26 protein-coding genes and 1 tRNA gene are annotated in these 25,393 nt (G+C 64.7%); 15 read left to right on the top strand and 12 right to left on the bottom strand.

All coding sequences use genetic code 11. The annotated features are described in order from the left end of the window. The first annotated feature begins 249 nt into the window (after window positions 1–249). The 10 genes from ACIPUD_RS34355 (at window position 250) to ACIPUD_RS34310 (ending at window position 8,771) form a co-directional block, all read left to right on the top strand. Window positions 250–609, top strand: a complete 360-nt coding sequence (locus ACIPUD_RS34355; RefSeq protein ID WP_446482427.1) for a DUF2200 domain-containing protein — start codon at window positions 250–252, stop codon at window positions 607–609. Window positions 610–720: 111 nt separating this feature from the next. Continuing rightward, window positions 721–1,509, top strand: a complete 789-nt coding sequence (locus ACIPUD_RS34350; RefSeq protein ID WP_446482423.1) for a helix-turn-helix transcriptional regulator — start codon at window positions 721–723, stop codon at window positions 1,507–1,509. A gap of 77 nt (window positions 1,510–1,586) precedes the next feature. Beyond that, window positions 1,587–2,753, top strand: coding sequence for a cytochrome P450 (locus tag ACIPUD_RS34345; RefSeq protein WP_446482422.1), 1,167 nt, complete (start codon window positions 1,587–1,589; stop codon window positions 2,751–2,753). 360 nt (window positions 2,754–3,113) lie between these two features. After that, window positions 3,114–4,076 (top strand): sulfonate ABC transporter substrate-binding protein, encoded by a 963-nt coding sequence (locus ACIPUD_RS34340; RefSeq protein ID WP_446482421.1) that lies wholly within the window; start codon window positions 3,114–3,116, stop codon window positions 4,074–4,076. Window positions 4,077–4,114: 38 nt separating this feature from the next. Beyond that, a complete protein-coding gene (locus ACIPUD_RS34335) occupies window positions 4,115–5,068 on the top strand; it encodes a sulfonate ABC transporter substrate-binding protein (RefSeq protein ID WP_446482420.1) in 954 nt (317 codons plus the stop codon). 8 nt (window positions 5,069–5,076) lie between these two features. Beyond that, window positions 5,077–6,243 carry an FMNH2-dependent alkanesulfonate monooxygenase gene (gene ssuD / locus ACIPUD_RS34330; protein WP_446482419.1) on the top strand — a complete coding sequence of 389 codons (1,167 nt, stop codon included), beginning with the start codon at window positions 5,077–5,079 and terminating at the stop codon, window positions 6,241–6,243. Further along, the gene (gene ssuC / locus ACIPUD_RS34325) at window positions 6,240–7,046 is read left to right on the top strand and encodes an aliphatic sulfonate ABC transporter permease SsuC (RefSeq protein WP_085359394.1); all 807 of its coding nucleotides are present in this window, start codon (window positions 6,240–6,242) and stop codon (window positions 7,044–7,046) included. Before ssuD ends, ssuC begins: the two co-directional genes overlap by 4 nt. Window positions 7,047–7,066: 20 nt before the next feature. Next, window positions 7,067–7,903: an ATP-binding cassette domain-containing protein gene (locus ACIPUD_RS34320; RefSeq protein ID WP_446482418.1), complete on the top strand. Its 837-nt coding sequence runs from the start codon at window positions 7,067–7,069 to the stop codon at window positions 7,901–7,903. A 32-nt stretch (window positions 7,904–7,935) separates the two neighbouring features. After that, window positions 7,936–8,517, top strand: coding sequence for a flavin reductase family protein (locus tag ACIPUD_RS34315; RefSeq protein ID WP_446482417.1), 582 nt, complete (start codon window positions 7,936–7,938; stop codon window positions 8,515–8,517). 95 nt (window positions 8,518–8,612) lie between these two features. Continuing rightward, window positions 8,613–8,771: a hypothetical protein gene (locus tag ACIPUD_RS34310; protein ID WP_018453881.1), complete on the top strand. Its 159-nt coding sequence runs from the start codon at window positions 8,613–8,615 to the stop codon at window positions 8,769–8,771. A 30-nt stretch (window positions 8,772–8,801) separates the two neighbouring features. On the opposite strand, the gene ACIPUD_RS34305 is transcribed toward ACIPUD_RS34310, so the two are convergent. From ACIPUD_RS34305 to ACIPUD_RS34260, 10 genes are all read right to left on the bottom strand, one after another. Continuing rightward, window positions 8,802–9,950, bottom strand: coding sequence for a M20 family metallopeptidase (locus tag ACIPUD_RS34305; protein ID WP_446482416.1), 1,149 nt, complete (start codon window positions 9,948–9,950; stop codon window positions 8,802–8,804). 164 nt (window positions 9,951–10,114) lie between these two features. Next, window positions 10,115–11,365 (bottom strand): vanadium-dependent haloperoxidase, encoded by a 1,251-nt coding sequence (locus ACIPUD_RS34300; protein WP_018453883.1) that lies wholly within the window; start codon window positions 11,363–11,365, stop codon window positions 10,115–10,117. A gap of 290 nt (window positions 11,366–11,655) precedes the next feature. After that, window positions 11,656–13,041 carry a sigma-54-dependent transcriptional regulator FlbD gene (gene flbD / locus ACIPUD_RS34295; RefSeq protein ID WP_026232617.1) on the bottom strand — a complete coding sequence of 462 codons (1,386 nt, stop codon included), beginning with the start codon at window positions 13,039–13,041 and terminating at the stop codon, window positions 11,656–11,658. Window positions 13,042–13,085: 44 nt separating this feature from the next. Then, the gene (fliN, locus tag ACIPUD_RS34290) at window positions 13,086–13,436 is read right to left on the bottom strand and encodes a flagellar motor switch protein FliN (protein ID WP_007596160.1); all 351 of its coding nucleotides are present in this window, start codon (window positions 13,434–13,436) and stop codon (window positions 13,086–13,088) included. 3 nt (window positions 13,437–13,439) lie between these two features. Next, window positions 13,440–14,060, bottom strand: coding sequence for a FliH/SctL family protein (locus ACIPUD_RS34285; protein WP_018453885.1), 621 nt, complete (start codon window positions 14,058–14,060; stop codon window positions 13,440–13,442). Beyond that, window positions 14,060–15,151, bottom strand: a complete 1,092-nt coding sequence (fliG, locus tag ACIPUD_RS34280; RefSeq protein WP_085395130.1) for a flagellar motor switch protein FliG — start codon at window positions 15,149–15,151, stop codon at window positions 14,060–14,062. Before fliG ends, ACIPUD_RS34285 begins: the two co-directional genes overlap by 1 nt. Before the next feature lie 17 nt (window positions 15,152–15,168). Then, on the bottom strand, window positions 15,169–16,776 hold the full coding sequence (gene fliF / locus ACIPUD_RS34275; protein ID WP_446482415.1) for a flagellar basal-body MS-ring/collar protein FliF: 1,608 nt from the start codon (window positions 16,774–16,776) through the stop codon (window positions 15,169–15,171). A gap of 192 nt (window positions 16,777–16,968) precedes the next feature. After that, window positions 16,969–17,244: a CtrA inhibitor SciP gene (gene sciP / locus ACIPUD_RS34270; protein WP_002714638.1), complete on the bottom strand. Its 276-nt coding sequence runs from the start codon at window positions 17,242–17,244 to the stop codon at window positions 16,969–16,971. Between the two features lie 361 nt (window positions 17,245–17,605). Continuing rightward, window positions 17,606–18,313 carry a flagellar hook assembly protein FlgD gene (locus tag ACIPUD_RS34265; protein ID WP_018453889.1) on the bottom strand — a complete coding sequence of 236 codons (708 nt, stop codon included), beginning with the start codon at window positions 18,311–18,313 and terminating at the stop codon, window positions 17,606–17,608. Between the two features lie 13 nt (window positions 18,314–18,326). Then, on the bottom strand, window positions 18,327–19,970 hold the full coding sequence (locus ACIPUD_RS34260; RefSeq protein ID WP_446482414.1) for a flagellar hook-length control protein FliK: 1,644 nt from the start codon (window positions 19,968–19,970) through the stop codon (window positions 18,327–18,329). Between the two features lie 348 nt (window positions 19,971–20,318). On the opposite strand from ACIPUD_RS34260, the gene mnmA reads away from it, so the two are divergent. The 5 genes from mnmA to ACIPUD_RS34235 all read left to right on the top strand — a co-directional run bounded on the left by mnmA (window position 20,319) and on the right by ACIPUD_RS34235 (window position 23,570). Continuing rightward, the gene (mnmA, locus tag ACIPUD_RS34255; protein ID WP_018453891.1) at window positions 20,319–21,500 is read left to right on the top strand and encodes a tRNA 2-thiouridine(34) synthase MnmA; all 1,182 of its coding nucleotides are present in this window, start codon (window positions 20,319–20,321) and stop codon (window positions 21,498–21,500) included. 42 nt (window positions 21,501–21,542) lie between these two features. Beyond that, window positions 21,543–22,181, top strand: coding sequence for a class I SAM-dependent methyltransferase (locus ACIPUD_RS34250; RefSeq protein ID WP_446482413.1), 639 nt, complete (start codon window positions 21,543–21,545; stop codon window positions 22,179–22,181). A 44-nt stretch (window positions 22,182–22,225) separates the two neighbouring features. Continuing rightward, a complete protein-coding gene (locus ACIPUD_RS34245; RefSeq protein WP_063994841.1) occupies window positions 22,226–22,582 on the top strand; it encodes a hypothetical protein in 357 nt (118 codons plus the stop codon). Window positions 22,583–22,890: 308 nt separating this feature from the next. After that, window positions 22,891–22,967, top strand: a tRNA-Met gene (locus ACIPUD_RS34240). A gap of 333 nt (window positions 22,968–23,300) precedes the next feature. Next, a complete protein-coding gene (locus ACIPUD_RS34235; protein WP_018453910.1) occupies window positions 23,301–23,570 on the top strand; it encodes a hypothetical protein in 270 nt (89 codons plus the stop codon). 104 nt (window positions 23,571–23,674) lie between these two features. Here ACIPUD_RS34235 and ACIPUD_RS34230 read toward each other — a convergent pair whose 3' ends face one another. Then, window positions 23,675–24,403 (bottom strand): DUF72 domain-containing protein, encoded by a 729-nt coding sequence (locus ACIPUD_RS34230; protein WP_446482412.1) that lies wholly within the window; start codon window positions 24,401–24,403, stop codon window positions 23,675–23,677. A gap of 45 nt (window positions 24,404–24,448) precedes the next feature. Further along, window positions 24,449–25,378: a non-homologous end joining protein Ku gene (gene ku / locus ACIPUD_RS34225; protein ID WP_018453912.1), complete on the bottom strand. Its 930-nt coding sequence runs from the start codon at window positions 25,376–25,378 to the stop codon at window positions 24,449–24,451. Window positions 25,379–25,393 lie beyond the last annotated feature (15 nt).

Raw genomic sequence — 25,393 nt, 5'->3', positions numbered from 1 at the left:
AGCAGGGGATGCCGGCAAAACACTGTCGAGACAGTCACCTCAGCGGCCGCCCGGAAGGTGGTTGCGCTGGCACGATGCAGAGTGCCGCAACTGCCTTGAACGCTCAGTGACCGATATCACGGGCGCTTTGATGGAGCGCATTTGCCGCCGTATATTGCTTCGCGGGGCTTCTCAGTCAGAACCTCTACAGGCAACTCCATCGATGATATCGTATTGGCCTTCGGCCGCAGCGAGATCCATGGAGTGGTCATGGCGAAACACAGGATCTATACCACCAGCTTCGCAAGCGTTTACCCGCTTTACGTTGCGAAGGCGGAGAAGAAAGGGCGCACCAAAACGGAGGTTGATCAGGTCATCTCCTGGCTGACGGGCTATGGTCAGACGGAATTGGAAGCTCAACTGGAGCAGGGGACGGACTTCGAAACCTTCTTTGCGAAGGCCCCAAAGATCAATCCTTCGCGAACCCTGATCACAGGCGTGGTTTGCGGCGTCCGGGTCGAGGACGTCAAAGAACCCACGATGCGAGAGATCCGCTACCTGGACAAGCTGATCGATGAGCTGGCCAAGGGAAAAGCAATGGACAGGATTCTGCGCAAAAGTGCTTCCTGAGCCCCTTCGTCCGCCGGCTCGGCGACGTGGCAGGAGATATCGGGCGACACCCGCCTTCCGCTGCGCGGCCATTGCTGATAAATTTCGTCAAAAGGCGATGGGGAGAAAACGATGCGCCCTCGCGGGACGCCCGCAAATCCGGCAGCTGGGGATGTCACGCCCGCGGTGCTTGCCATCGGTCGCCCGGATTTCCCTGATGTCCTGATCGAGACGTTGCGTCGGCAGGCCGGGGTCGGGCATTGCATGGTGTTCGCGCTGAGCCACGCGGGCGCCGCACACTGCCTGCTCGATGCCGGCAACATCCCGATCGGCGGCGATCTCGGCGCTGCCTATGCCGGCCAGTTCCACCAATCCGATCCCAACCGCGATGCGCTGTTCGAAGGCGAGGGCCGCGCCACGCTCGTGCTGCCCGCCTTCGCGCCGCGCATGTACGGCGCCCGCTACCGAAAAATGTTCTTTGTGGATTCCGGCATCGTCGACAAATGCGCGACCGCGATCTGGGTCGACGACACCTGCTTCTACGTCAATTTCTATCGCATCGCTGTCCAGGGCCGCTTCAGCGCCCCCCAGCGTGCGCGGCTTCAGGCCATCGCACCGGCCATCAGTGCGAGCGTGGCACGCCATTTCCAGCACGGCTCGGCTGCGACGACCGAGCAGTCTCTCGCCGCGCTCTTCGCGACGCGCGCGCCGCTCGCCAGCCTCACCCCGCGCGAGCAGGACGTTTGCCGGCGCATCCTCTCCGGCTTCAGCTCCGAGGCGATCTCGCAGACGCTCGGCATCAGCCTGCATTCGACGCTAACCTATCGCAAGCGCGCGTATGAGCGGCTCGGCATCTCGTCACAAAGCGAGCTGTTTGCGATCGTGCTGCGCCTGCTCGCCGGCCCGCGCGGCCTGAACTGAAGCTGTCCCAATCGCTGGGGACAGACGGCGCCTCCTGAAGCCGCTAACCTCGGTGGCGAACAGCAATGGAGCGAAGCTTGAGCACCGCGCCGCGCATCGACATCGACCCGGCCGCATTCTGGGCCGATCCATATCCGATGCTGGCAACGATGCGCAAGGAGGCGCCGATCGCCTTCGTGCCGCAGCTCGGCTCGACACTGCTGACGAGCCGCGACGATATCTCGATCTCCGAGAAGCAGATCGACGTGTTCTCCTCGCACCAGCCCGCGGGCCTGATGAACCGGCTGATGGGCCACAACATGATGCGCAAGGACGGCGAGGCGCATCAGGTCGAGCGCCGCGCGATGTTTCCAACGGTGTCGCCGAAGACGGTGAAGGCGCACTGGGCCGCGCTGTTCCAGGCCCATGCCGATCGCATCATCGACGCGATCGCGCCCGGGCGGATCGATTTCATGCGCGACTTCGCGTTGCCGTTCTCAGGCGAATGCCTGAAGTCGATCACCGGCCTCACCAATATCGGCTTTGCGGACATGGACGCCTGGTCACAGGGCATGATCGAGGGCATCGCCAATTACAGCGGCGACGCGGCCGTCGAGGCGCGTTGCCATGCGGCGACGTCGGGCATCGATGCCGCGATCGACGACATCCTGCCGGTGATGCGCAAGCATCCCGACCAGAGTATCCTCGGCGTGCTCCTCGCGTCCGGCATGGCGATGGAGAGCGTGCGCGCCAACGTCAAGCTCGCGATCTCCGGCGGCCAGAACGAGCCGCGCAAGGCGATCGCCGGCACGGTGTGGGCGCTGCTGACCCATCCCGACCAGCTCGATCTCGTGCGCAAGGGCGAGGTGACGTGGCTCCAGGCCTTCGAGGAATATGCCCGCTGGATCTCGCCGATCGGCATGTCGCCGCGGCGCATCGCAAAGCCGTGGACGATCCGCGACGTCGCGTTCGAAACCGATGAACGCGTATTCCTCATGTTCGGCTCCGCCAACCGCGACGAGAAGCATTTTGAGCGCGCCGACCAGTTCGACGTGCGGCATGATACGGCCAAGAGCGTCGCGTTCGGCGCCGGTCCGCATTTCTGCGCCGGCGCCTGGGCCTCGCGCGCCATGATTGCCGACGTCGCACTGCCGACCTTGTTCGCCCGTGCCGGCCGGCTCGAGATCGCCGACGACGAGCCGGTACGGATCGGCGGATGGGCCTTTCGCGGGCTGCAGAATCTACCGGTGAGATGGCTGCATTAGGCCGGCAGGGACCGGTCCATCCGCAACGCCGCCACGATGCCATCCTGCTCCTGTTTTGCCCGACGAGTCAAGGTCAATTTCGGATAAGCGTAAGTCATTGTTTTCGCGCGCCCCGGCTACTGTGCATGGGGTTGTTTTCGCGATTTTTAATTTCTCGGCTCGGTTGCGTGCGTTTTTCACATTCGCGTGCGGAAAAATATCCCCTGCGTTCGCTCCGTGGATCGAAAGATTAATCATGCGCTCCGCCACGTGCGCAGTGCATGCATCGCTATTTTTCCGCGCGTCTCGACACCTCCGATAAGCCGCCCCATCATTCCCGAGCACGAATGAAGGACGGCCGCACGCGGCCGGGAGTGTCGGATGCAACGTCGGGATTTTCTCAAACTATCCGTTGGAACTGCGGCGGCCGCCGCATTCGTTTCGCACGCCAACGCGCAAGCAACGTCACAAGGCGCGGTGAAGGACATTCGTGTCGGCTACCAGAAGACCGGCGTGCTGGTTATCACGCGTCAGCAGGCCGTCCTGGAAAAGCATTTCGCGCCCCTGGGCATCGACGTGAAATGGGTCGAGTTCTCGTCGGGGCCTCCGATGATGGAGGCAATGAATGTCGGTAGCATCGATTTCGGCGCGGTCGGCGACTCCCCGCCGGTGTTCGCCCAGGCCGCGGGCGCGGCGATCGTCTATGCCGCCGGCCAGCCCATCACCAACGGGCAGGGCATCCTGGTGCCGAAGGATTCGCCGATCCGCGGCATCGCCGACTTGAAAGGCAAGCGCGTCGGCTTCACCAAGGGCTCCAGCGCCCACAACATCGTGGTGCAGACGCTCGAGAAAGCCGGCCTGACCTATGCCGATATCACGCCGGTCTATCTGACGCCGCCGGATGCCGGGCCTGCCTTTGCCAATGGCAGCATCGAGGCGTGGGCGATCTGGGATCCGTATTTCGCGATCGGCGAGACCAAGCAGGGCGGCCGCATCCTGATCAATGCGCGCGAAGTCACCAAGACCAATTCCTTCTTCATCGCCAACCGCGATTTCGCCAGGAATCACGGCGCCATCCTGCAGCAGATCATCGATGTGACGACCGCGGCTGGTCAATGGGCCGAACAGCACCGCGACGAGGTCGCCAAATCGCTCGCCGCGATCACCGGCGTCCCGCTGGACATCCAGACCCTCGCCGCCAATCGCGCGAATTTCGTGGTCGGCCCGGTCACCGACGACATCGTCACGACCCAGCAGGGCGTCGCCGACCGCTTCCACAAGCTCGGCCTGATCCCGAAGCCGATCGTGATCCGCGACATCGTCTGGCGCAACCCGGCAGCCTGATCGTGCCAACCAATCTCCCCATCTCAAAGGGTTTGAACATGAGGCGTATCATCCAGCGTCTGATCGCGGCCATCGTGCTGTCGATCGGCATCGTCGCCGCCGCGGTCGGCACCTCCTACGGACAGGACAAGGTCGTCCGCATCGGCTACCAGAAATACGGCAAGCTGGTGCTGCTCAAGAGCAAGGGCACGCTGGAGCCGAAGTTAGCTGCCGACGGCTACAAGGTGGTGTGGACCGAATTCCCCTCCGGCCCGCCGCTTCTCGAGGCGCTCAATATCGGCGCGATCGATTTCGGCAACACCGGCGAAGCCCCGCCGATCTTCGCGCAAGCCGCCGGCGCGCCGATCCAGTATGTCGCCTACGAGCCGCCGGCGCCGAAGGGCGAGGCGATCCTGGTGCCAAAAGACAGCCCGCTGAAATCGGTCGCCGACCTCAAAGGCAAGAAGGTCGCGCTCAACAAGGGCTCCAATGTCCACTACCTCCTGGTCAAGGCGCTGGAGAAAGCCGGCGTCAAATATTCCGAGATCGAGCCGGTGTTTCTCGCACCAGCCGATGCGCGCGCCGCTTTCGAGCGCGGCGCGGTCGATGCGTGGGTGATCTGGGATCCGTTCCAGGCCGCCGCGGAAGCCGCGACCGGCGCCCGCACGCTCGCCGACGGCACCGGCATCGTCGCCAACTACCAGTTCTATTTCTCCTCGAAGAAATTCCTCGAAACCAATCCGAGGATCGTCGACGCCGTGCTGGCCGAGCTGAGCGCGGTCGATGACTGGGCCAAGGGCGACATCCACGCAGTTGCCGAGCAGCTGGCGCCGTCCATCGGCCTGTCAGTCCCGGTGGTCGAGGTCGCGCTGAAGCGGCAATCCTACGGCATCAAGCCGCTGACCGATGCCGTCATCGCCAATCAGCAGCAGGTTGCGGACGCGTTCTTCGCGCTCAACCTGATTCCCAAATCCATCAAGATTTCCGACCTGGCCCGGAAGCCAGGATCATGAGCAAACAAATGAGCAAGCAAGCGAACGCCAACATCCTCTGGTTCCTGCCGACCCATGGCGACGGCCGCTATCTCGGCACCGGCATCGGCGGCCGCGAGGTCAATTTCAACTATCTGCGCCAGATCGCGCAGGCCGCCGACCAGCTCGGCTATTTCGGCGTGCTGCTGCCGACCGGGCGGTCTTGCGAGGATTCCTGGATCGTCGCCTCCTCGGTCGCGCCGTTCACCGAGCGGCTGCGCTATCTCGTGGCGGTCAGGCCCGGCCTGCAATCGCCGAGCGTGGCCGCGCGCATGACCGCGACGCTGGACCGCATCACCAACGGCCGGCTCCTGGTCAACGTCGTCACCGGCGGCGATCCCGTCGAGAACAAGGGCGACGGCATCTTCCTCGCCCATGACGAGCGCTACGAGGTCACCCGCGAGTTCCTCAACGTCTATGGCGAGCTGCTCGCCGGCAAGACCGTCAATGTCGGGGGCAAGCACATCCATGTCGAAGGCGGCAAGCTGCTGTTTCCTCCGGTGCAGTCGCCGCGTCCGCCGCTCTATTTCGGCGGCTCGTCGGATGCCGGAATCGACGTCGCCGTCGACACCGTCGACAAATATCTGACCTGGGGCGAACCGCCGGCCTTGGTCGCCGAGAAGATCGCGAGGGTGAGGGAGGTCGCAGCAGCTCGCGGTCGAAAACTATCCTTCGGCATCCGGCTCCACGTGATTGTCCGCGAGACCAATGACGCGGCTTGGCGAGCGGCCAATGAGCTGATCAAACATGTCAGCGACGAGACCATCGCGACCGCGCAGAAGAACTTTGAGCGGATGGATTCGGTTGGCCAGCAGCGCATGGCGCAGCTTCACGGCGGCAAGCGCGACAAGCTCGAGATCGCTCCGAACCTATGGGCCGGTGTCGGCCTCGTGCGCGGTGGCGCCGGCACGGCGCTGGTCGGCGACGCCCAGACGGTCGCGGCCCGTATCAAGGAGTATCAGGACATTGGCATCGATACCTTCATCATGTCGGGCTACCCGCATCTGGAGGAAGCCTATCGTTTCGCCGAGCTGGTGTTCCCGCTGCTCTCGCTGGAGCAGCCCAGCAACGTGACCAGGCTTCACTTCAACGGTGGTCCTTTTGGTGAAACGGTCGGCAGCGATTATCGTCCGCAGCAGCAGGTATCGCAATCATGAGCCTGATCGACAACGTTTCGCTCCCGCGCGGTTTGCGGCTGCCGCGCGTGGACGGCCTGATCCAGTGGATCGTGCCGCTCGCCATCATCGCGATCTGGCAGGTCGCCGGCGTCACCGGCTTCGTGCCGACGCGGGTGCTGCCGGCGCCGAGCGACGTGTTGCTTGCGGGCTGGAAGCTGCTGCTCTCCGGCGAGCTCGTTCGCAACATCTGGGTCTCGTTCTGGCGCGCCTCGATCGGCTTCCTGATCGGCGGCAGCATCGGCTTTGCGTTCGGCCTCGCCAATGGCCTGTCGCAGCTGTCGTCAAAGCTCACCGACACCACGCTGCAGATGGTGCGCAACGTGCCGCATCTGGCGCTGATCCCGCTGGTCATCCTGTGGTTCGGCATCGACGAGAGCGCGAAGCTGTTTTTGGTCGCGCTCGGCGTGTTCTTCCCGATCTACCTCAACACGCTGCACGGCATCCGCACCGTCGACCCGCAGCTGATCGAGATGGGGCGGATCTACGGCATGAGCGACGGCGAGCTGTTCCGCCGCGTGATCTTCCCGGGCGCGCTGCCCTCGATCTTCGTCGGCATCCGCTTCGCCCTCGGCATCATGTGGTTGACCCTGATCGTCGCGGAGACCATCGCGGCGTCCTCGGGGCTCGGCTACATGGCGATGCAGGCGCGCGAGTTCATGCTGATCGACGTCGTGGTGCTCTCGATCCTGATCTACGCGCTGCTGGGCAAGCTCGCCGACAGCGCCTCCCGCGTGCTGGAGCGCCTGACGCTCTCCTGGCACCCCGCTTATTGGAAACGCTGAGCAGACATACTGGGAATCACATGCAGACAGCCCTTCGTACCTCCCTTCCGGACACCGAACTCGCCAGCCGTTCCCATTTCGCGCCTCACGCCCGCGTCGTGCGCGAGGAGCGCCCAGTGCAAACGAGCGGCCTGCCGCTCAGCATCCGCGGCTTGCGCAAATCCTACGGCGACAACGAGGTGCTGCGCGGCATCGACCTGCACATCCCTGCCGGCCAGTTCGTCGCCATCGTGGGCAAGAGCGGCTGCGGCAAGAGCACGCTGCTGCGCCTCATCGCGGGCCTGGAGAAGTTCGACGCCGGCAGTATCTCGCTCGGCGACGCCGTGAAGCCCGAGGATATTCGCGTGATGTTCCAGGAGCCGCGGCTGTTGCCTTGGGCCCGCGTGGTCTCCAATGTCGAGGTCGGCCTCGGTCGCGATCGTTCATCCAGTGATGCGCATACACGCGCCGATAAGGCGTTGACCGAAGTCGGACTGACCGACAAGCGCGACCAGTGGCCCTCGGTACTGTCGGGCGGCCAGAAGCAGCGCGTAGCTCTTGCCCGCGCGTTGGTCTCGCGTCCCCGTGTGCTCGCCTTCGACGAGCCGCTTGGCGCGCTGGACGCGTTGACCCGCATCTCGATGCAGCGGTTGCTGGAGCGGGTCTGGCGCGACCAGGGCTTTACCGCGATCCTGGTGACCCACGATGTCGCCGAGGCGGTCGCGCTGGCCGACCGGGTGCTGGTGATCGAGGAAGGGCGCATCGCCCACGACGTCGTGGTTAACACGGCCCGGCCCCGCGAACGCGGCTCGGCCGAGCTCGCGGGTCTCGAAGGCTCGATCCTGAGCCACCTTTTGTCGGCGGACGATCGTACCTAAATAGAGAGGGACCCCCGCTGGGGGACGATGCCATGAATGTAGTGCCCCGCGATCTCATGACCGAAAATGTCGTCTCCTCCGCCGATTTCCGCGGCGCCATGCGCCATCTCACCGGCGGCGTCAGCGTCATCACCGCCGGACGGGGCAAGGAGATCACCGGCATGACCGTCACCTCGGTCAGCTCGTTCTCGGTCGATCCGCCGACGCTGATCGTCAGCATCAACCGCGACGCCTCCTCCTTCCCGCTGATCCGGCGCCACGGCGCCTTCGGCGTGAACATCCTCGCGGCCGATCAGCTCGACATCGCCGAGCGCTTTGCCGGCAAGGGCGGGCTCAAGGGTGCCGATCGTTTCGCGGGCGCCAGATGGGTGACGGCGGTCTCGGGTGTTCCGCTGCTGGTTGGCGCATTGTCCGCCGTCGATTGCGAGGTCGAGGAGATCTTCGAGCGCCATTCGCACGGGATCATCATCGGGCGTGTCAGAGACGTCAGGAATTCGACCCGCAACGCTGCGCTGGCCTATTGGCACGGCCAGTACGTGGCGGTGGATCAGGACGAAGACGCACTCCGGCTTGCGGACGTCAGCGTTCCCACCCAGGTCCGGCGCGGCAATTGATCGCCGCCGGCGACAGGCCGTGCAGGCTGGCGTTTTCCTCCTCATCGCTCTAGAAGCGCTGCCTGAGCCTCCCGCCGGGACAGCAATGGAGCGCAATGATGAAACGCGTCGCGACCTGGGCCTTCTATGCGGTCGGCGCGCTCGCGATCGCCTATCTCGCGCTCTATGCCTATGCGATGTTCAGCGGCCATCCGATCGTGCCGGGCGATCCCATCCAGATCTTCCGCAGGCCGGATGCGCCGAGCTATTCGTGAGGTTTTCGCGGGCGGGCGCGGCACCTGTTTTTACCCCCGCAAGATCGCCAGCGCCAGCGCCTGTGCGCGCGGCACGATGCTGTCGAGCTCGAGATATTCCTCCGGCGTGTGCGCGAGCCCGCCGACCGGGCCGAGCCCGCAGATGGTCGGTGTCCCGACCGCGGCGGTGAAGCCGGAATCGGCGCAGCCGCCGGAGAACTCGCCCTGGAGCGTGGTGAGGCCGGCCTGCCTTGCGGCGGCCTGATAGTTCTCGAACAGCGCCCTTGAATCGGCGCTCTGTACCACCGGCACGAACTCGCCTTTGACCGTCAGCGTCGCGCTGGTGCCAGGAACGTAGGACGTCGCGATGATGGTCTCGATCGCGGCCATCACCCTCGCGCGGTCCGCCGGATCGACGTAGCGCAGGTCGATCTGTCCTTCGGCGTAAGGCGCCGTCGTGTTGACGGACTGCCCGCCCGAGACGAGGCCGACATTGAGCGTGATGCCCTTGTCGAGATCAGTCAGCGCGTGGATATGGACGATCTTGTGCGCGAGCTCGCCGATCGCGCTGACGCCGGCGGCGAAATTGGCGCCGGAATGCGCGGCTTTGCCGGTGATAGCGACATGCATGAAGATGCCGCCCTTGCGCCCCGTGACGATATTGCCGGTCGGGCGGCCCGGCTCGGAATTAAACACGGCGCGCGCGGCGCGCCCTTCGCGCTCGATCACCGGCCGCGAGGAGGGCGAGCCGATCTCCTCGTCCGAGGTGATCAGCAGCTTGATCGGGTGCGGGTTGCCGCCGAATTTGTGGAAGGCGGTTGCCACGAAGATGTTCATGACGACGCCGGACTTCATGTCGGCGACACCCGGACCATAGGCGCGCCTGTCTTGAATCGTGAACGGGCGCCGTCCGGCCTCGCCCTTGCCGAACACGGTGTCGCGATGTCCCATCAACAGCACCGGCTTCTCGTTGCTGCCGGGCTTTGCGACTTCGGCATGGATGGCATCGCCGAATGTGGCATGGCTTTCGCGCCGGAACGGAATGCTATGCTCGGCGAAATGCCGCTCGAACCGCGCCCCGACCGCATCGACGCCTTCCTTGTCATACGACCCGGAATCGATGTTCACGACATCGCGCAGCAGGTCGATCATCGCCTGCCGCTGCGTCGCCAGCCAGTCCGTGATTTGAGCTTGAGACATGTTGACCCTCGCGTGGTTCTCACGCGGGATATAGGGCCTAGCGCCGGTGTGACCTAGTCGGAGAACGCGGTGCGGCCATGTCGCCGGTCCACGGAATTGGACGCACCGTGCCTTCCACGTCGTCCCGGCTTTCGCCAGAACGAAGTTGAGCGTGTGGCAACCGGCTAACGCCTCGGCTCCGCCATCGCTTCCACGCCGCGAAGCTGCGTGGCGACGGTCAGCGCGCCGATCTTCCGGCCCATCTCCTTGCCGATCTCGGTCGAGAACCGATAGTGAAAGCCGGCCCAGATACGGGCGTTGGAGACTTCGTCGCTATAGTCCTGGAGCCGCGTCCATTTGCGGGTGACGCCTGGTGCCGTGGGGCTGGTCACCGAGAACTCGCCGAAATCTCCAACGATGGTCTGGAGCACGGTCGAAATCGCTGCCGACGTAATGCAGTGAGCACAGGGATATTCCGGATGCATCGGCGTGTCCCCCAGCGGCAGCCAGGATGCGTCGCGAGGCGTCGCTGCGTTCGATGTCAGGTCGGCGTTGCGTATGGCCGTGATCGGCCGCCAGAAATTGTAGTGGTACTTCGCGTCGAAAACGGCAACGAAGGCGTCGTTGCCGGCAATTGACGTCAGCGCGTACAGCCGGGCGCAGTCGACGAGATCCATGCCCTTGGCCGTTGCCGCCTGCCTCACGATCGGATTGTAGGTGCGGGCACCGACAAAGAACCAAAATCGACCGACCGTGGTTTGCTCGGGCGTCCGGATCACACTTGTTCGGCTGCCGACCTCGCGGATTTCGTTGACGTCCCGGGTCCACAGCTCTGAACCGAGCGCCGGCGGCGGGCCGGGGCGATACTGAGATCCGGACGTCATGACCCAGGGCGTCGTCGCGCCCGCGATCGAGAACAGCGGGACGGTCGTCGGAACGTAGGCACCCGCCGTTGTCAGGGGCCGGTAAGTTTCAAGGGCGGCGCTGCCATCGTTCTCACGAAGCGCGATGATCTGCATCGCGGCCTCCTTGCCGAGGCCGATGCCCGCGATCTTGGACTCGCCGTCGGCGATCGGCACCAGAGAACTCGTCAGCGCCGCATCCAGCTCCGGCTTGAGGTCCGGATAGAGCGACAGCAGCACGTCGTGAGCCGCAACTGCGGCCGCAGCTTCCCGCGACGTCGAACGATCCGCGGATAGGGCAAGCTTGTAAGGCGCGTACCGGCGATCGATCGCGTTGACCGCCTCGAACATCGCGACGTGCATCATAGACAAGGCACGGCTGTGGGGCGCTGGAAGGATTTGCTTTTCAGTGGCGATCGCGTCGGCCTTTGCATTCCAATCCATGATCACGTCGGCGCGCGCAAGCGGCGCCGACGCTGCGAGCAGCGTTACAATCAATGAGAGGCGGAAGATGGTCCACGACGAGTTCTTCATGGGATGCCCTTTCGATGTAAAGGACGTTTCGCGAGACCAATGCGGCTCTGCCCGACATCACGTCGCGCGGCTCGAGGACTTTAACCATCTTGTTGTGGTTTGATTGTGAACTGCTTCACGCGGCGGAAGAGTAGCTCCGAATGGGTCGGCGTGGCTTACCGTTCGCACTGAGTAATGGATCCTGACTTTCGCCGGAAGCCACGGATTGTGGTGACTGCTTTGCGTTCTTCTCAAAGAAAAATGCCCGGGACCAGCCCGGGCATTCGTTTCTCTCAGTCAGCGTAGAGCGCCTACGCCCCCACCATCGGCATGCGTGGATATTCACCCGGCGTTCCCGCTGGCGTGATCGGAATGCCGCCGTCGGAATATTCGTTGAGCTTGTTGCGCAGCGTACGGATCGAGATGCCCAGGATATTGGCGGCATGGGTCCGGTTGCCGAGGCAGTGCTTCAGCGTCTCCAGGATCAGGTCACGCTCGACGTCGGCGACGGTGCGGCCAACCAGGGCCCGCGTCACCTGCTCGGCGGCCATGGTGGCATGGGCCACGGCCGGCACGGTTTTGGCGAGGTCGAGGCGGTCGCCGTCGGGCGTGAGGATCGCATCGGCGCCGATCTCGTCGCCCTGCGCCATCAGGACTGACCGGTGCATGGTGTTTTCGAGTTCGCGGACGTTGCCCTGCCAGCGGTTGGTGGACAGCACCCGGCGCGCTTCCGCCGAGATCGGGCGCATCGGCACGCCATTGGCTTCGGCGTATTTCTTCACGAAGTGCTGGGCGAGCTCGAGAATGTCGGCGGGACGCTCGCGCAGCGGCGGGATCTTCAGGTTCACGACGTTGAGCCGGAACAAGAGGTCCTCGCGGAACGTGCCCTCGCGCACCGCGTCCACCAGGTTGCGGTTCGAGGTCGCGATGATGCGGATGTCCACCGGGACGGGCTTGGTGCCGCCGACACGGTCGATCACGCGCTCCTGGATGGCGCGGAGCAGTTTCGATTGCAGGCGGACGTCCATCTCCGAGATTTCGTCGAGCAGCAGCGTGCCGCCGGTTGCCTCCTCGAACTTGCCGATGCGGCGGGCGATCGCGCCGGTGAAGGCACCCTTCTCGTGGCCGAACAGCTCGGACTCCAGCAGATGCTCGGGGATCGCGGCGCAGTTGATCGAGATGAACGGGCGCTTGGCGCGGGCCGAGCGGGTGTGGACGTAGCGAGCCAGCACTTCCTTGCCTGTCCCGGATTCGCCGGTGATCATCACCGAAGCGTCCGAGCCCGCGATCTGCTGCGCGAGCTTTATCACCTTGGCCATCGCCTCGTCGCGATAGACCAGCTCGCGGGAATCGTTGGCGACGGCAGCCAGCACCGCCGCGATCAGTTCCGGGTCCGGCGGCAGCGGGATGTATTCCTTGGCGCCGGCGTGGATCGCGGCGACCGCGGCGCGGGCGTCGTTGGTGATGCCGCAGGCGACGATCGGCGCGTGGATGTGCTCGGCCTCGAGCCGCATCACGAGATCGCGGATGTCGAGGGCGACGTCGACCAGCAGCAGGTCGGCACCCTTGCCGCCGCGCAGCACGCGCATTGCCTGTTCGTTATCCTCGGCGTGGGTCACGGTGGCGCCGTTCGCCATCGCGATCTTGGTGGCGGTGGTGAGCTGGCCCTTCAATGTGCCAACGATGAGAAGCCGCATATCAGTCTCCTGTCCGTCTGGTCGCGCTGCCGCGCGTCGTCGCTTTAGGCGCGTTCAGTCTTGATGATTTCGGTCATGGTCACGCCGAGCTTGTCCTCGACCAGGACGACTTCGCCACGGGCGACCAGCTTGTTGTTGACATAGATGTCGATGGCCTCGCCGACGCGCCGGTCGAGCTCGAGCACGGTCCCGGGTCCGAGCTTCAACAGCTCGCTGACGTCCATCTTGGAGCGGCCGAGCACGGCCGAGACCTGCACCGGAACGTCGAACACGGCCTCGAGGTCGGCGGCGGCGCGCGTCGCGTATTCGTCCTCGTTGTAGCCGACGTCGGTGCCGGTAGGCGGCATCGGGCCGTTGAGATCGGGCAGCGGGACCTGTCCGTCAGTGTCGCTCATGGCTTAACTCCCCCTGCGGGACGCAACATAGCGTCCCACCATTTCGTCGATCTTGGCCGTGATGGCGGCGCGTTCCAGCACGACGCCGCCATCGGCCCATTCGATCCGGCAGTCGCCGGTGGCAATCTCGGGTTCGGCCAGAATCACCAGCCGGCCTTCGAAGCCGTTCTGCCTGGCCAGGCGCTCGATGTTCTCGCGCGCGGAATCGTAGAGCGCGTCGTTGATGCGGACGACGAGATGCGGCGTCGCGACCAGATGCGAGAAGCAGTCCTTGACCAGCGCGACGATCTCGCCGAGCGGCTCGGCGGCGACCAGATCGGCGCACAGCTTGCGCGCCACCGCGACCGCGACGTCGACCGCCTCGGTTTCCATCTTGGATTCGATGTTGCCGATGCCCGAAGCGATGCCGCGGATGGCGATGTTGATCTCTTCCATGGCGAGCGCGACACGGCGGTCGCTCTCGGCCTTGGCCTCGCGCTGGCCGGCGGCGAAGCCGTCCTGATAGGCGCGCGCCTCGGCTTCCGCGACCTTCTGGGCGATCTCGGCCGCGGTGGCGGCCTTCTCGCGCGTCCGGTCGGGCGCTGCAAAGTCGTTGTCGAACAGGAATTTTGCCGGAGCGGCCATCAATACACCAGCTCGTCGTCGGCGCGGTTCTTGGTCAGCATGATCTCGCCCTTGGCGGCGAGATCCTTGGCGAGGTTGACCAGCAGCGCCTGAGCCTCGTCGACGTCGCGCAGGCGGACCGGGCCCATCGCCGCCATGTCGTCCTGGAGCATTTTTGCCGCACGCGAGGACATGTTGCCGAAGAAGAAGTTGCGGACGTCCTCGTTGGCGCTCTTGAGCGCGACGCCGAGCTTGTCCTTGTCGACGTTGCGCATCAGGGTCTGGGCGGAGCCGGAATCCAGCTTCACGAGGTCGTCGAAGGTAAACATCAGCGCCTTGATCCGCTCGGCCGATTCGCGGTTGTCCTCTTCCAGCGAGGTGATGAAGCGCGTTTCGGTCTGGCGGTCGAAATTGTTGAAGATTTCCGCCATCACCTCGTGGGCGTCGCGTCGGCGGGTCTGTGACAAATTGGACATGAATTCGGTGCGCAGCGTCTTCTCCACGCTCTCGATCACCTCCTTCTGCACCGCCTCCATCTTCAGCATGCGGTTGACGACGTCGAGCGCCAGGTCCTCCGGGAAGATGCCGAGCACGCGCGCGGCGTGTTCCGGCTTCAGCTTCGACAGCACCACCGCGATGGTCTGCGGATATTCGTTCTTGAGATAGTTGGCGAGCACCTCTTCCTGCACGTTGGAGAGCTTCTCCCACATGTTGCGGCCGGCGGGGCCGCGGATTTCGTCCATGATGCCGTTGACGCGCTCGGGGGCCAGGTATTGCTGGAGCAGCCGTTCGGTGGCGTCGAAATTGCCCATCAGCGCGCCAGAGGCCGACATCCGCGAGACGAATTCGAGCAGCATGTCCTCCACGGTGTCGACCTCGACAGTGCCGAGCGTCGACATTTCCAGGGAGAGCTGGCGCACCTCGTCGTCGTCGAGCAGCGACCAGATCTTGCCGCCATATTGCTCGCCGAGCGCCAGCATCAGGATCGCGGCGCGCTTCGGCCCCGCCACCGCTTCGCTCTTCGCGCCTCCGCGGCTGCCCGCACGCTGACCGAGCGTGGAGATCACGCTGGTGATGTCGTTGGAATTGGCGTTTTGCAGGGCGGCGGCCATATCAGATCACTTCTCGATTATTTCGTGGGTTCGGTCAGCCATTGGCGGATGATGGCGACGGTCTCGTTGGGATTGCGCTCGGCGAGTTCGCCGACGCGATGGACGGATTGGGCATGGACCTGGCCCTGGACCGTGGCGACGTCGATCGCGCTCGCGGCGCCGCTCGGCAAGAGCGCCTGGCTGGCAGGCGCGGCCTCGTCGCTCGCCGGACCGGTGAGGGCGCCGGAGATGGCGGCTGCGACTTCGTCGGATGCCAGGATGCGCTTGACCAGCGGCCGGACCACCAGGAACAGCACGACCAGGCCGAGCAGCATCATCACGCCGAGCTCGACGAAGTACATGACGTCGTCCTTGGTGAACTGGAGCATGCCGAGTAAGCCGCTCGGCTCGGCGATCGGGGGGGTGGAGGGGGCATCGGCAAAGCGCAGATTGACCACCTCGACCTGGTCGCCGCGCTTCTGGTCGAAGCCGATCGCCGAGCGCACCAGCGTGGCGATGCGGTCGAGCTGCTCCTTGGTGCGGTCCTGGTAGGCCAGATCGCCCTTCTCGTTCTTGGAGTAGATGCCGTCGACCAGCACCGCGACCGAGATGCGGTTAACCCGGCCGGCCTCGGTCACTTCGGTCTTGGTGGTGCGGGAGATCTCGTAATTGTTGGTCTCTTCGCTCTTCTTGCTCTGGTCCTTGGCCGCGACGCCGCCGTTCTGCTGGTTGCCCGGCAACTCGTTGTTGACGGTGACCTGGCCGTTGTTGTCGGCGGTCATGCTCTGCTCTTCGCGGGTCTGGCTCGAGCGCAGCACGCGGCCTTCGGGATCGTACTTGTCCGAGGTCTGGGTGACCTTGTTGAAGTCGAAATCGGCGGAGAGCTGGACCCGGGCGCGTCCCGTGCCCACCACGGAGGAGACGATGTCCTCGACCTGCCTGCGCATCCGCTTCTCGAAGGCGGTGCGGCGCTCGTCGCCGATCTGCTGGTCCGGATCGGTCTGGGCGCCGTCGGCGAGCAGCTGCCCGGTCTCGTCGACGATCGAGACCCGCTGCGGCTTCAGCCCGTTCACGGCCGAGGCGACGAGGTGGCGGATGGCGCGGATCTGCTGGGCTTCCAGCGCGCCGCGGACCCGCACCACGATCGAGGCCGACGGCTCCGGCGCCTCGCGCGAGAACAGCGGGCGCTCGGGCAGCACCAAATGGACGCGGGCGGCCTGGATGCGGTCGATGGCGCGGATGGTGCGGGCGAGCTCGCCTTCCAGCGCGCGGAGATGGTTGATGTTCTGGACGAAAGAGGTGGTGCCGAGCGCATCCGACTTGTCGAACACCTCGTAGCCGACGCCGCCGCCCTTGGGCAGGCCGCCCTCGGCGAGCTTCATCCGCAGCCGGGTGACCTTGTCCTTGGGCACCATGATGATGGTGCCCTCGTTGCGCAGCTCGAACTGGATGCCCTGGCGCTCCAGGTCCTTGATGATGCCCGAGGAGTCCTCGACGCTCAGGTCGGTGAACAGCGTCGTCATCTGCGGCGTGGTGACGCGCATGATGACGAACGCGAAAAAGCCGACGAGCGCGGCGGTGACCGCGATCATCGCCCCGAACCGGGCGGCTCCGATACCCTTCAGAAAGTCCGCAAGACCTTGCAAGCAACCGCCCCGACAGATTCGGCTGCTTTCACAGGAAAGGCCGACTGGGCAATTATTGCCTAGGTGATGGTTTCGATATGGTTAACGAAGGTTAAGAGCTGCGACAAAAGTCGCGCCAAAACGGAGCATGAAAAAAATCGGCCTCGCAAGACGAGGCCGATTTTCGTCAAAAGCCGCAGATTTCCGGATTGCCTACTGGCGATATTGTTGGATACGGGTGGTGCGAAGTCCCGCCAGACCATGCTGGTCGATCGAAAACTGCCAGGAGAGGAATTCGTCAACCGTCAGCGTGTAACGGCTGCAGGCCTCCTCGAGGGAGAGAAGACCGCCACGAACTGCGGCGACGACCTCGGCCTTGCGGCGGATGACCCAGCGTTTGGTGCCGGGTGCAGGCAGATCCGCAATCGTCAACGGACTACCGTCCGGCCCGATGACGTATTTTACCCTCGGGCGATGGGGTTCTGTCATGGCGTACTCACAAACTCTCAACCACTGAACTCACTCAGGAACCCTACGCGCGCCGGCTTAAAAATCCGCTAAGCCTAAGGCTTCAATACAATTCTCGTTGAAAATGGCTGGAACGCAGCCGACTCGGCCGGCGGGACGGTGCGTCCAGGCGGGCCGAAGGGGGTGTTCGTAAATACTTTACTAACGAACGAGGCCTGCGCGCGACGCTGCAAGACCCCAATTGTCGTCCTGGCGAAAGCCAGGACCCATTACCCCAGGGAGGAGTCGCTACGACGACTCGGGGTTACGAACCAAAGCGACTTTCGGTGGCAATGGGTCTGGCTTCGCCAGGACGACACCGTTATCCAGTGGCATTCCGCCTTTAATTGCTGGCCGTCGCGATGATGCTCTTGACCTGGCTCAGCGTGTAGCTGGCGCCGTCGATGGTCAGCAGCGGCGGCGACTGGGTCAGGTCGACGGATGACACCGTGCCCTGCACCTGCGCAGCGATGCCGACATTGTTGTTGGCGACATCCTTGCCCGTGGCCGAGATCGTGTACTTGCCGTCGGGCCATTGCGTGCCGTCATTGCCCTGGCCGTTCCAGGTGAACGGAACGTCGGTGCCGGCGCCGGCGGTGTATTTGCCGGTGAACACGGTCTGGCCGCTGGCATTGGCGATGGTGATGTCGACGGTGGCGTCGCTCGGCACGTTGAGATGCCAGGTCGCCGACGAATTCGTCATGGTCCCGGTGGTGCCGTCGACCAGGGCGGTCTTGCCGACGAAGCCCAGCGCCTGGGTCGCCTGCGTGGTCTGCTGCAGGGTGACGAGCTGGGACAGCGAGTCGTTGGTCTTGAGCTGCTGCTCGACCCCGGCGAACTGCACCAGCTGCTGGGTGAACTGGTTGGTGTCGAGCGGATCGAGCGGGTTCTGGTTCTGCAGCTGCGTCGTCAGCAGCGTCAGGAAGGTCTGGAAATTGCCGGCGAGCGTCGCGCCGGTGGTCGAGCCCAGGCTCGGGTTCGACGAGGATTTCGGCAGGTCGGTCGTGCCCGAGACGACGGATGGGGCGGTGGCGGCATTCGTGGTGGTCATGATCGAATACTCCTCACACTCTGATGTCGACGCCGCTGCTCGATCCGAGCATGCGGCCGTAGCTGCGCCCGACCGGGGCCGCGGGAACTGCGTCCTCGTCGCTGACGATCAGCCGGCGGGCATTGCCGCCATTGTCGTTGTTCTGGCCGGAGTTCTGGCCCGATGAATTCTGGTCGCGCAGGCTGAAGGACAGCCCGTTGCTGCCGGTCTTGAAGCCGGCATCGTCGAGCGCGCGCTGCAATTGCGGCGCGTCCTGCCGCAGCATCTGCAGCGTCTCCGGCTTCTCGACGGTGAGATGCGAGGTGACCTGTCCGTTGCGGTCGACATTGATGCGGACGTCGATGCGGCCGAGGTCGAGCGGATCGAGGCTGATGTCGAACCGGGTCTTGCCCGCGCGTGCGGCGGCGGCAATTTCGATCGGCACGCCTGTGATCGGAATGGCCGTATTGGTGGCTGCGGTCGCCGTGAGCGTCGCGGTCGATGCGGTCGCGGCCGAAGTCGTATTGGTCAGCGACGCCTGCACGGCCGAGGCCGCCTGCGCGCCGGTGTCGGTGGTGGAGACAGCGGCCTGCGTGCCCGCATGGGCATGCGGTGCTGCCGTCGCCGGTGCCGCATCGGCGGTGCGGTCGGAAGTCCCAGCCTTGGCGTCGGTCGCGTTCGCGTCGATCGGCGGCTTGTCGGCGTGCGGATGCGCCGCGTTGGCGGACGCTGCCCTCGCCGAGGTCTGCGCGGCGTTGGCCTTGCCGGTGTCCTGGCCGATATTGGAGACGTCGCTGGCGCCTTGCGCAGTGACTGCGGCCTTGAACGAGGTTTTTGGCGTGCCCTGGTCGACGGCGGCGATCAGGCCGCCATTGGTCTTGGCATCGGCCGCGGTCGAATCGGTGGTCCCGGTCGCGGCATCGGCCAGCACTGCCGAGGTGTCGGCATCGACCTTGGCGCTTGCGGTCTTGGCGCTCTTGTCGCCCGGCGTCGCGGTATCGGTCTTGGTGCCGGCGATCTGCGCTGCGATGGATGCGCTGGCGGCGATGCCGGCGGCGGCAATCGTCAGCGGCGAGGAGGCGGAGCCGGCGGCTTGGTTTGCAGCCGCGTTGGAATCGACCGGCACGGCGACCACGAGTGCATTCGGATCGGGTACGGCGGCCTGCGTCGCGTCGACTTGCGCGGCGGCGGCGGTATCGACGGCGGCGGCGAGGCCATCGATGCCGCCGGCCTTGTCCGCATTGGTCTCGTCGGATTTGTCCGCAGATTTGTCGGCCGATTTGGCGTCGGACGCCTCCGGCTTGTCCTTGGTCTTGCTATCAGCCTTGGCCGCATCAGCCGTCGAGTCGTTCTTGGCGTCGCTCTTGGCGTCGTTCTTGATGTCGTTTTTGGCGGGCGCGGAATTGTTGGCGTCGTCGCTGGCCTTGCTCTGCGAGGACTGGTCGCTCGCTGAGCGATCGCGCGGGCTCTTGTCGGAGGCGGAGGACGAGGAATCGGTGCGGCGCGGGGAGTCCTGCACGGAGGACGCCGCGCTGTCGCTGATCGCCTGGGTGTTGCTGTCCACCAGCGAGCCAAAGGAGTCGTTGGACGTGTCTTTCGGCGCTTGCGACCGGGCAGGCTTTTGCTGCGCGCTTGGGACTTGCACGCTTGCCACGACATCTGACGTTCGACTGACCACAGGCAACCCCTTGGAAACATCTTCGCCATGAGAGGTAGCAAGGAGCGGGCCACCCTTGTGGGTAGGAATTTTATCCAATCAAATCAATGCGTTGACGAATTCGCGCCCCGCCGCGGAGCCTCCCAAAGCCCCGCCATTTCTGCCTCCCCGGCAAGAATTGCCGTAAACCTTGCGGGGTCCGTGATTGCTTCACCGGAAGGCCGCCTATATTAAAGAGAGAGCTCTCAACCGCTTTCGACCGGGCAGGCCGCGCCCTTCGGGAACTCTCGGTTCCCGGGGATTGCCTTTGTCCCGCCGGAAGCACCCAGCGGATCGCCCAACGCCGCCGTCCACAACGCTTTAAGGCCCATGCTCAACAGTCTGGATCTCGAAGGCCGTCCTGAGGATACCAGGGTCGTCGTTGCCATGTCAGGCGGCGTCGATTCATCGACGACGGCTGCGCTTTTGAAGGCGGAAGGCTACGACGTTGTCGGCATCACGCTGCAGCTCTACGACCATGGTGCGGCGACCCATCGCAAGGGCGCCTGCTGCGCCGGCCAGGACATCCACGACGCCCGCGACGTCGCCGCCAAGCTCGGCATTCCCCATTACGTGCTCGACTACGAGGATCGCTTTCGCGAATCCGTCATCGACAATTTCGCCGACAGCTACGCGCTCGGCGAGACGCCGGTGCCGTGTATCGAGTGCAACCGCTCGGTCAAGTTCCGCGACCTCTTGAAGACCGCGCGCGAGCTCGGCGCCACCGCGCTTGCCACCGGCCATTACGTTGCCTCGCGCCGCCGCGACGACGGCTCGCGCGCGCTGGTGTGTGCCGCCGACGCCGATCGCGACCAGAGCTACTTCCTGTTCGCGACCACGCAGGAGCAGCTCGATTATCTGCGCTTTCCGCTCGGCGACATGACCAAGCCCGAGACGCGCGAGCTGGCGCGGCGCTTCGGTCTTGCCGTCGCCGACAAGCACGACAGCCAGGACATCTGCTTCGTGCCGACCGGGCGCTACACCGACATCATCACCCGCCTGCGGCCGAACGCGATGGACCCCGGCGACATCGTCGATCTCGACGGCCGCGTGCTCGGCCGGCACAACGGCATCGCCAATTTCACCATCGGCCAGCGCCGCGGCCTCGGCATCGCAGCCGCCGCGCCGCTGTTCGTGGTGCGGCTGGAGGCCGCCAACCGCCGCGTCGTCGTCGGCCCGCGCGAGGCGCTGAAGATGCACCGCATCGTGTTGCGCGACGTCAACTGGATCGGCGATGGCGACATCGACCGCGCCATCGGCAATGGCCTCGAAATGTTCGTGCGCGTGCGCTCGACCCGCGCGCCCCAGCCGGCGTGGCTGCGCGGCGCGAACGGCCATTACGAGGTCGAGCTCGTCGCCGGCGAAGAGGGCGTTTCGCCGGGACAGGCCTGCGTGTTCTACGACGCACCTGGCGGCCAGGCCCGCGTGCTCGGCGGCGGCTTCATTCAAAGCGCCGCCGCGAAGGCCGCAAGCAGCACGACGAGGCCGCTCGCAGAAGCGGTCCGCGGCTAAGCGCATGATGCGCAAAATAAGAATCTAGGCAGGGCAGGGGGCATGGCAGCAGACATCTCGCGGGCCGGGGTCGAGAAGGCCTATGGCCGCTGGGCGCCGGTCTATGATCTCGTGTTCGGCAAGGTGTTCGACGCCGGCCGGCAGTCGACCATCGCCGAGGCCGATCGCATCGGCGGCCGCATCCTCGACGTCGGCGTCGGCACCGGGCTGTCGCTCTCCGACTATGCGCGCACCACGAAGATTTGCGGGGTCGACATCTCCGAGCCGATGCTGCGCAAGGCGCAATCGCGCGTGCGCGCGATGCGCTTGAGCAATGTCGAAGTACTCTCGGTGATGGACGCGAAGAACCTCGCCTTCCCCGAAAACTTCTTCGACGCGGTGGTCGCACAATACGTCATCACCGCGGTGCCCGATCCCGAAGGCACGCTCGACGAGTTCATGCGCGTCTTGAAGCCCGGCGGCGAGCTGATCCTGGTCAACCACATCGGGGCCGAAAAAGGTTTGCGCAAAGTCTCCGAGCTCGCGTTTGCGCCGCTCGCCCGCCGCCTCGGCTGGCGCCCGGAATTTCCATGGCAGCGCCTGGTCGACTGGGCCGCAAAACACGGCGGCGTTACGCTGGCCGAGCGCCGCCCGATGCCGCCGATGGGCCACTTTTCGCTGATCCGCTACCTCAAATCGTGATCGGGGGTGCGGAACACGCGGGCTGACCCGCGCGTTTCCCTCCCATGCGCACGACATCAAACATCATTCTGGCCAGCCTCCTGATCGCCGCCTCCGGCAGCGCGATCGCGCAGGCTCCGCCCGCCCCGGCGACGCCGCCGCAAGCGACCGCGCCGCCATCCCCGCAGCATGCGACCAATTGCACGCCGCAGGACCGCCCGAACCGCTCGGCCGACGGCACCACCACCGGCCAGTCCCGGGAACCGCTCGGCGACAAATTGGCAAAATCGGACGGCGTGCTCTGCCCGCCCTCCGGCGTCGATCCCGAGATGCACGCCCCGGCGCCCAGCACGAACGGCGCCATGCCCGTCATCCCGCCCCCCGGCAGCCCCGGCGGCGACCCGACGGTGCGGCCGAAATAGCTCGTCGCGCCGAAGCCTTGGCGTAGGCGGAGCCTGTTCCGCATCCCAATCTCGTCGTCATGCCCGGGCTCGTCCCGGGCATCCACGTTCTTGTGGCCGGCCGGGATGGCCGGGACCAGCCCGGCCATGACGGATTCAGCGCCAAAAGGCCCAAATCCCCCGCCGACATGTCCCGCCGAAGCTTTAGCGAAGGCGGAAGCCTTGGCGAAGGTGGAAGCTTTGCCAAACTCGGATTGACAGCCCGCCGCCCCCTTCCTTATATGCCGCGCGTTCGCGAGGTCGGCTTGTTTCGGCCCTCGCGACCCTGTGGCGGGGTAGCTCAGCTGGTTAGAGCACGGGAATCATAATCCTGGGGTCGGGGGTTCGAGTCCCTCTCCCGCTACCAAAAAATCAGGCACTTCCTGCTAACCTGCGATCCTCGGACTCTCTTGGTACCACATTAGTCCCACCAATTCGCAAGCTGGCGAGCATGAAGCTACGCGCTGCGGAGGGGAAGACGGCGGGGTACATTTAGCGGTTTAGCGCCCGGAGTCGAAGCGTGGCCGCTTCTCAGCGGGCAGAACCCTACGGCTGAGCCGTGCTGCAGCCGACGCGATTGTGCCAGAGCCGCGGAACACGGGGACAAACCTCAGCTCTGCCGATTGCGAATCCCTGCTGCGTGCTAACCGCTCGGAACGAGAAGACGGGCCAACGATTCGTCCGGGCAGGAGCAAGCTCGATGCTGATGACGAAGGAAAGACGGCCGGCGATCCGAACGCTGCGGGGCTGGGCGCTCAGCGTGCTGCAGGAGGCGGGCGCCATCCACGAATGCGAGGAGCATGGCTGGGCGAAGGACCGGGCCGACCCGCATGCACGCGAGCACGCATTGGATATAGCCAGGCAGGAGCCACCCGAGGGCTTATCTCCGGATCAGGCCGTCGGGCAAGTGCGCGAGGTTTTGCATTCGATCGGCGATACGTGCCCGGAGTGCCCGCCACGTCCCGATTAGGTCCCCTGCGCTGTCGCGCCGCTCGAATGGCGTGCGAGCCTCAAACGCCTTTGGCAAACTTGGACGACGTAACGGATATCAGCGGACTATTGCCAAAAGGCCCTTCAAGCGAGCAAGTCTAGTGCGTTCTCGATCGCTGCGCCGGCTGCGGTGTTGTCGAAGATGCACCAGGTCTCACTAGATGACGACGCAGCACCGAGCCGCAGCTTCAGCGATCGCAGGAACGCCCCGTCGTACGCGGAGTAGTAAATGCGCGGCGCTCCATGCAATCGAAAATAGCGCAGACTAGGCCACCCGCCCGGCAGGTCGGCATCGGTCCCCCGCGCCGGATCCGCGGCGACACGGGCAATCCGACGTTCCCCGAGCCAGGCGCCGACCTCGGGCGTAAACCAGCTGACGTGACGCGGCTCGCACGCGAGAGCGGCTGAGGTCTTTTCCTGCAGCGCGCGGAACAGGAACTCCGCATCGGAGTCAACGAACATTTTGCGAGGCGCAAACTGAACGAGCAAAACCCCGAGCTTCGCACCAAGTCCGGCGCTCTCTTCGATGAACCGATCGAGTTCACCCTGCGCAAGCTGTGACGAGTGAGTAACAGACTTCGGCACCTTTACCGAAAAGCGGAAATCATCTGGCGTCGCGTTCGCCCATTTCTCATAGGTCGAACGCCGGTGCGGCTTATGAAATGATGAGTTGATCTCGGTGGCGTTCAACACCCGCGCGTAGCGTTCAAGCTGGCTACCTACCCCGCCAACTCTTTCCTTGCAGACTCGCGGAACATTCCATCCCGCTGTGCCGAGCCGCAGCTCAGCCTTGACATGCGCGGCCTCTTCCATGTCAGTCCGAAACTGCCATCGGGTATCACCGGATGTTTCACAATCTCACGCCGACTTCCGCCGCGTCCCTGCTGTCGGCTTCTTCGCCGCCGCTTCCTTAGCCAGCTTCTTACCGGCGATCGGCATCAGCATCTCCTTCTGAGCCGCGGCAGCCTTCTTCGTCTTCTTGGCAGGCTTTTTCGGAGCCTCGGTCTTTGCTGCTGCCCCGCCGACGCTCTTGCGTAGCGCGTCCATCAGATCGACGACGTTCTCGCCTTTCGGCCGATCCTTCGGCACGATCGGCTTGCCGGTGCGCTTCTGGTTGATGAGCTCGATCAGCGCGCTTTCATAATGGTCCTCGAACTTCTCCGGCTCGAATGATCCCGCCTTCTGGTTCACGATGTGCCTGGCCAGATCGAGCATGTCCTTCGTCACTTTGACGTCCTGGATCTCGTCGAAGTATTCCTGCTCGCTACGAACCTCGTAGGGATACCGCAGCAAGGTGCCGACCAGACCCTTGTCCATCGGCTCGAGCGCAATGATGTGCTCTCGGTTGGTGAGCACCACGCGCCCGATCGCAACCTTGTTCATCTCGCGGATGGTCTCGCGGATGACCGCGAAGGCGTCGTGGCCGACTTTTCCGTCCGGACGGATGTAGTAGGGGCGAATTAGGTAGCGCGGATCGATCTCGGCCTTGTCTACGAACTCATCGATCTCGATGGTCCGCGTGGATTCCAGCGCGATCTCCTCAAGCTCCTCCTTGGTCACCTCGATGAACTGGTCCTTCTCGAGCTGGTAGCCCTTAACGATGTCCTCGTTGGGCACCTCGTCGCCGGTGTCGGCGTCGACTTTCAGGTACTTGATCCGATGACCGGTCTGACGGTTGAGCTGGTTGAAGGAGATCTTCTCGCTCTCCGACGTAGCTGGGTAGAGCGCCACGGGACAGGTGACCAACGAGAGACGCAAAAAGCCTTTCCAGTTCGCGCGGGGGGCCATGGTACGCAAAACTCC

This window comes from Bradyrhizobium sp. CAR08, from assembly GCF_052871955.1.
The sequence above is the reverse complement of the archived record's forward strand: the minus strand, read 5'-3'. Positions and strand labels throughout refer to the sequence as shown.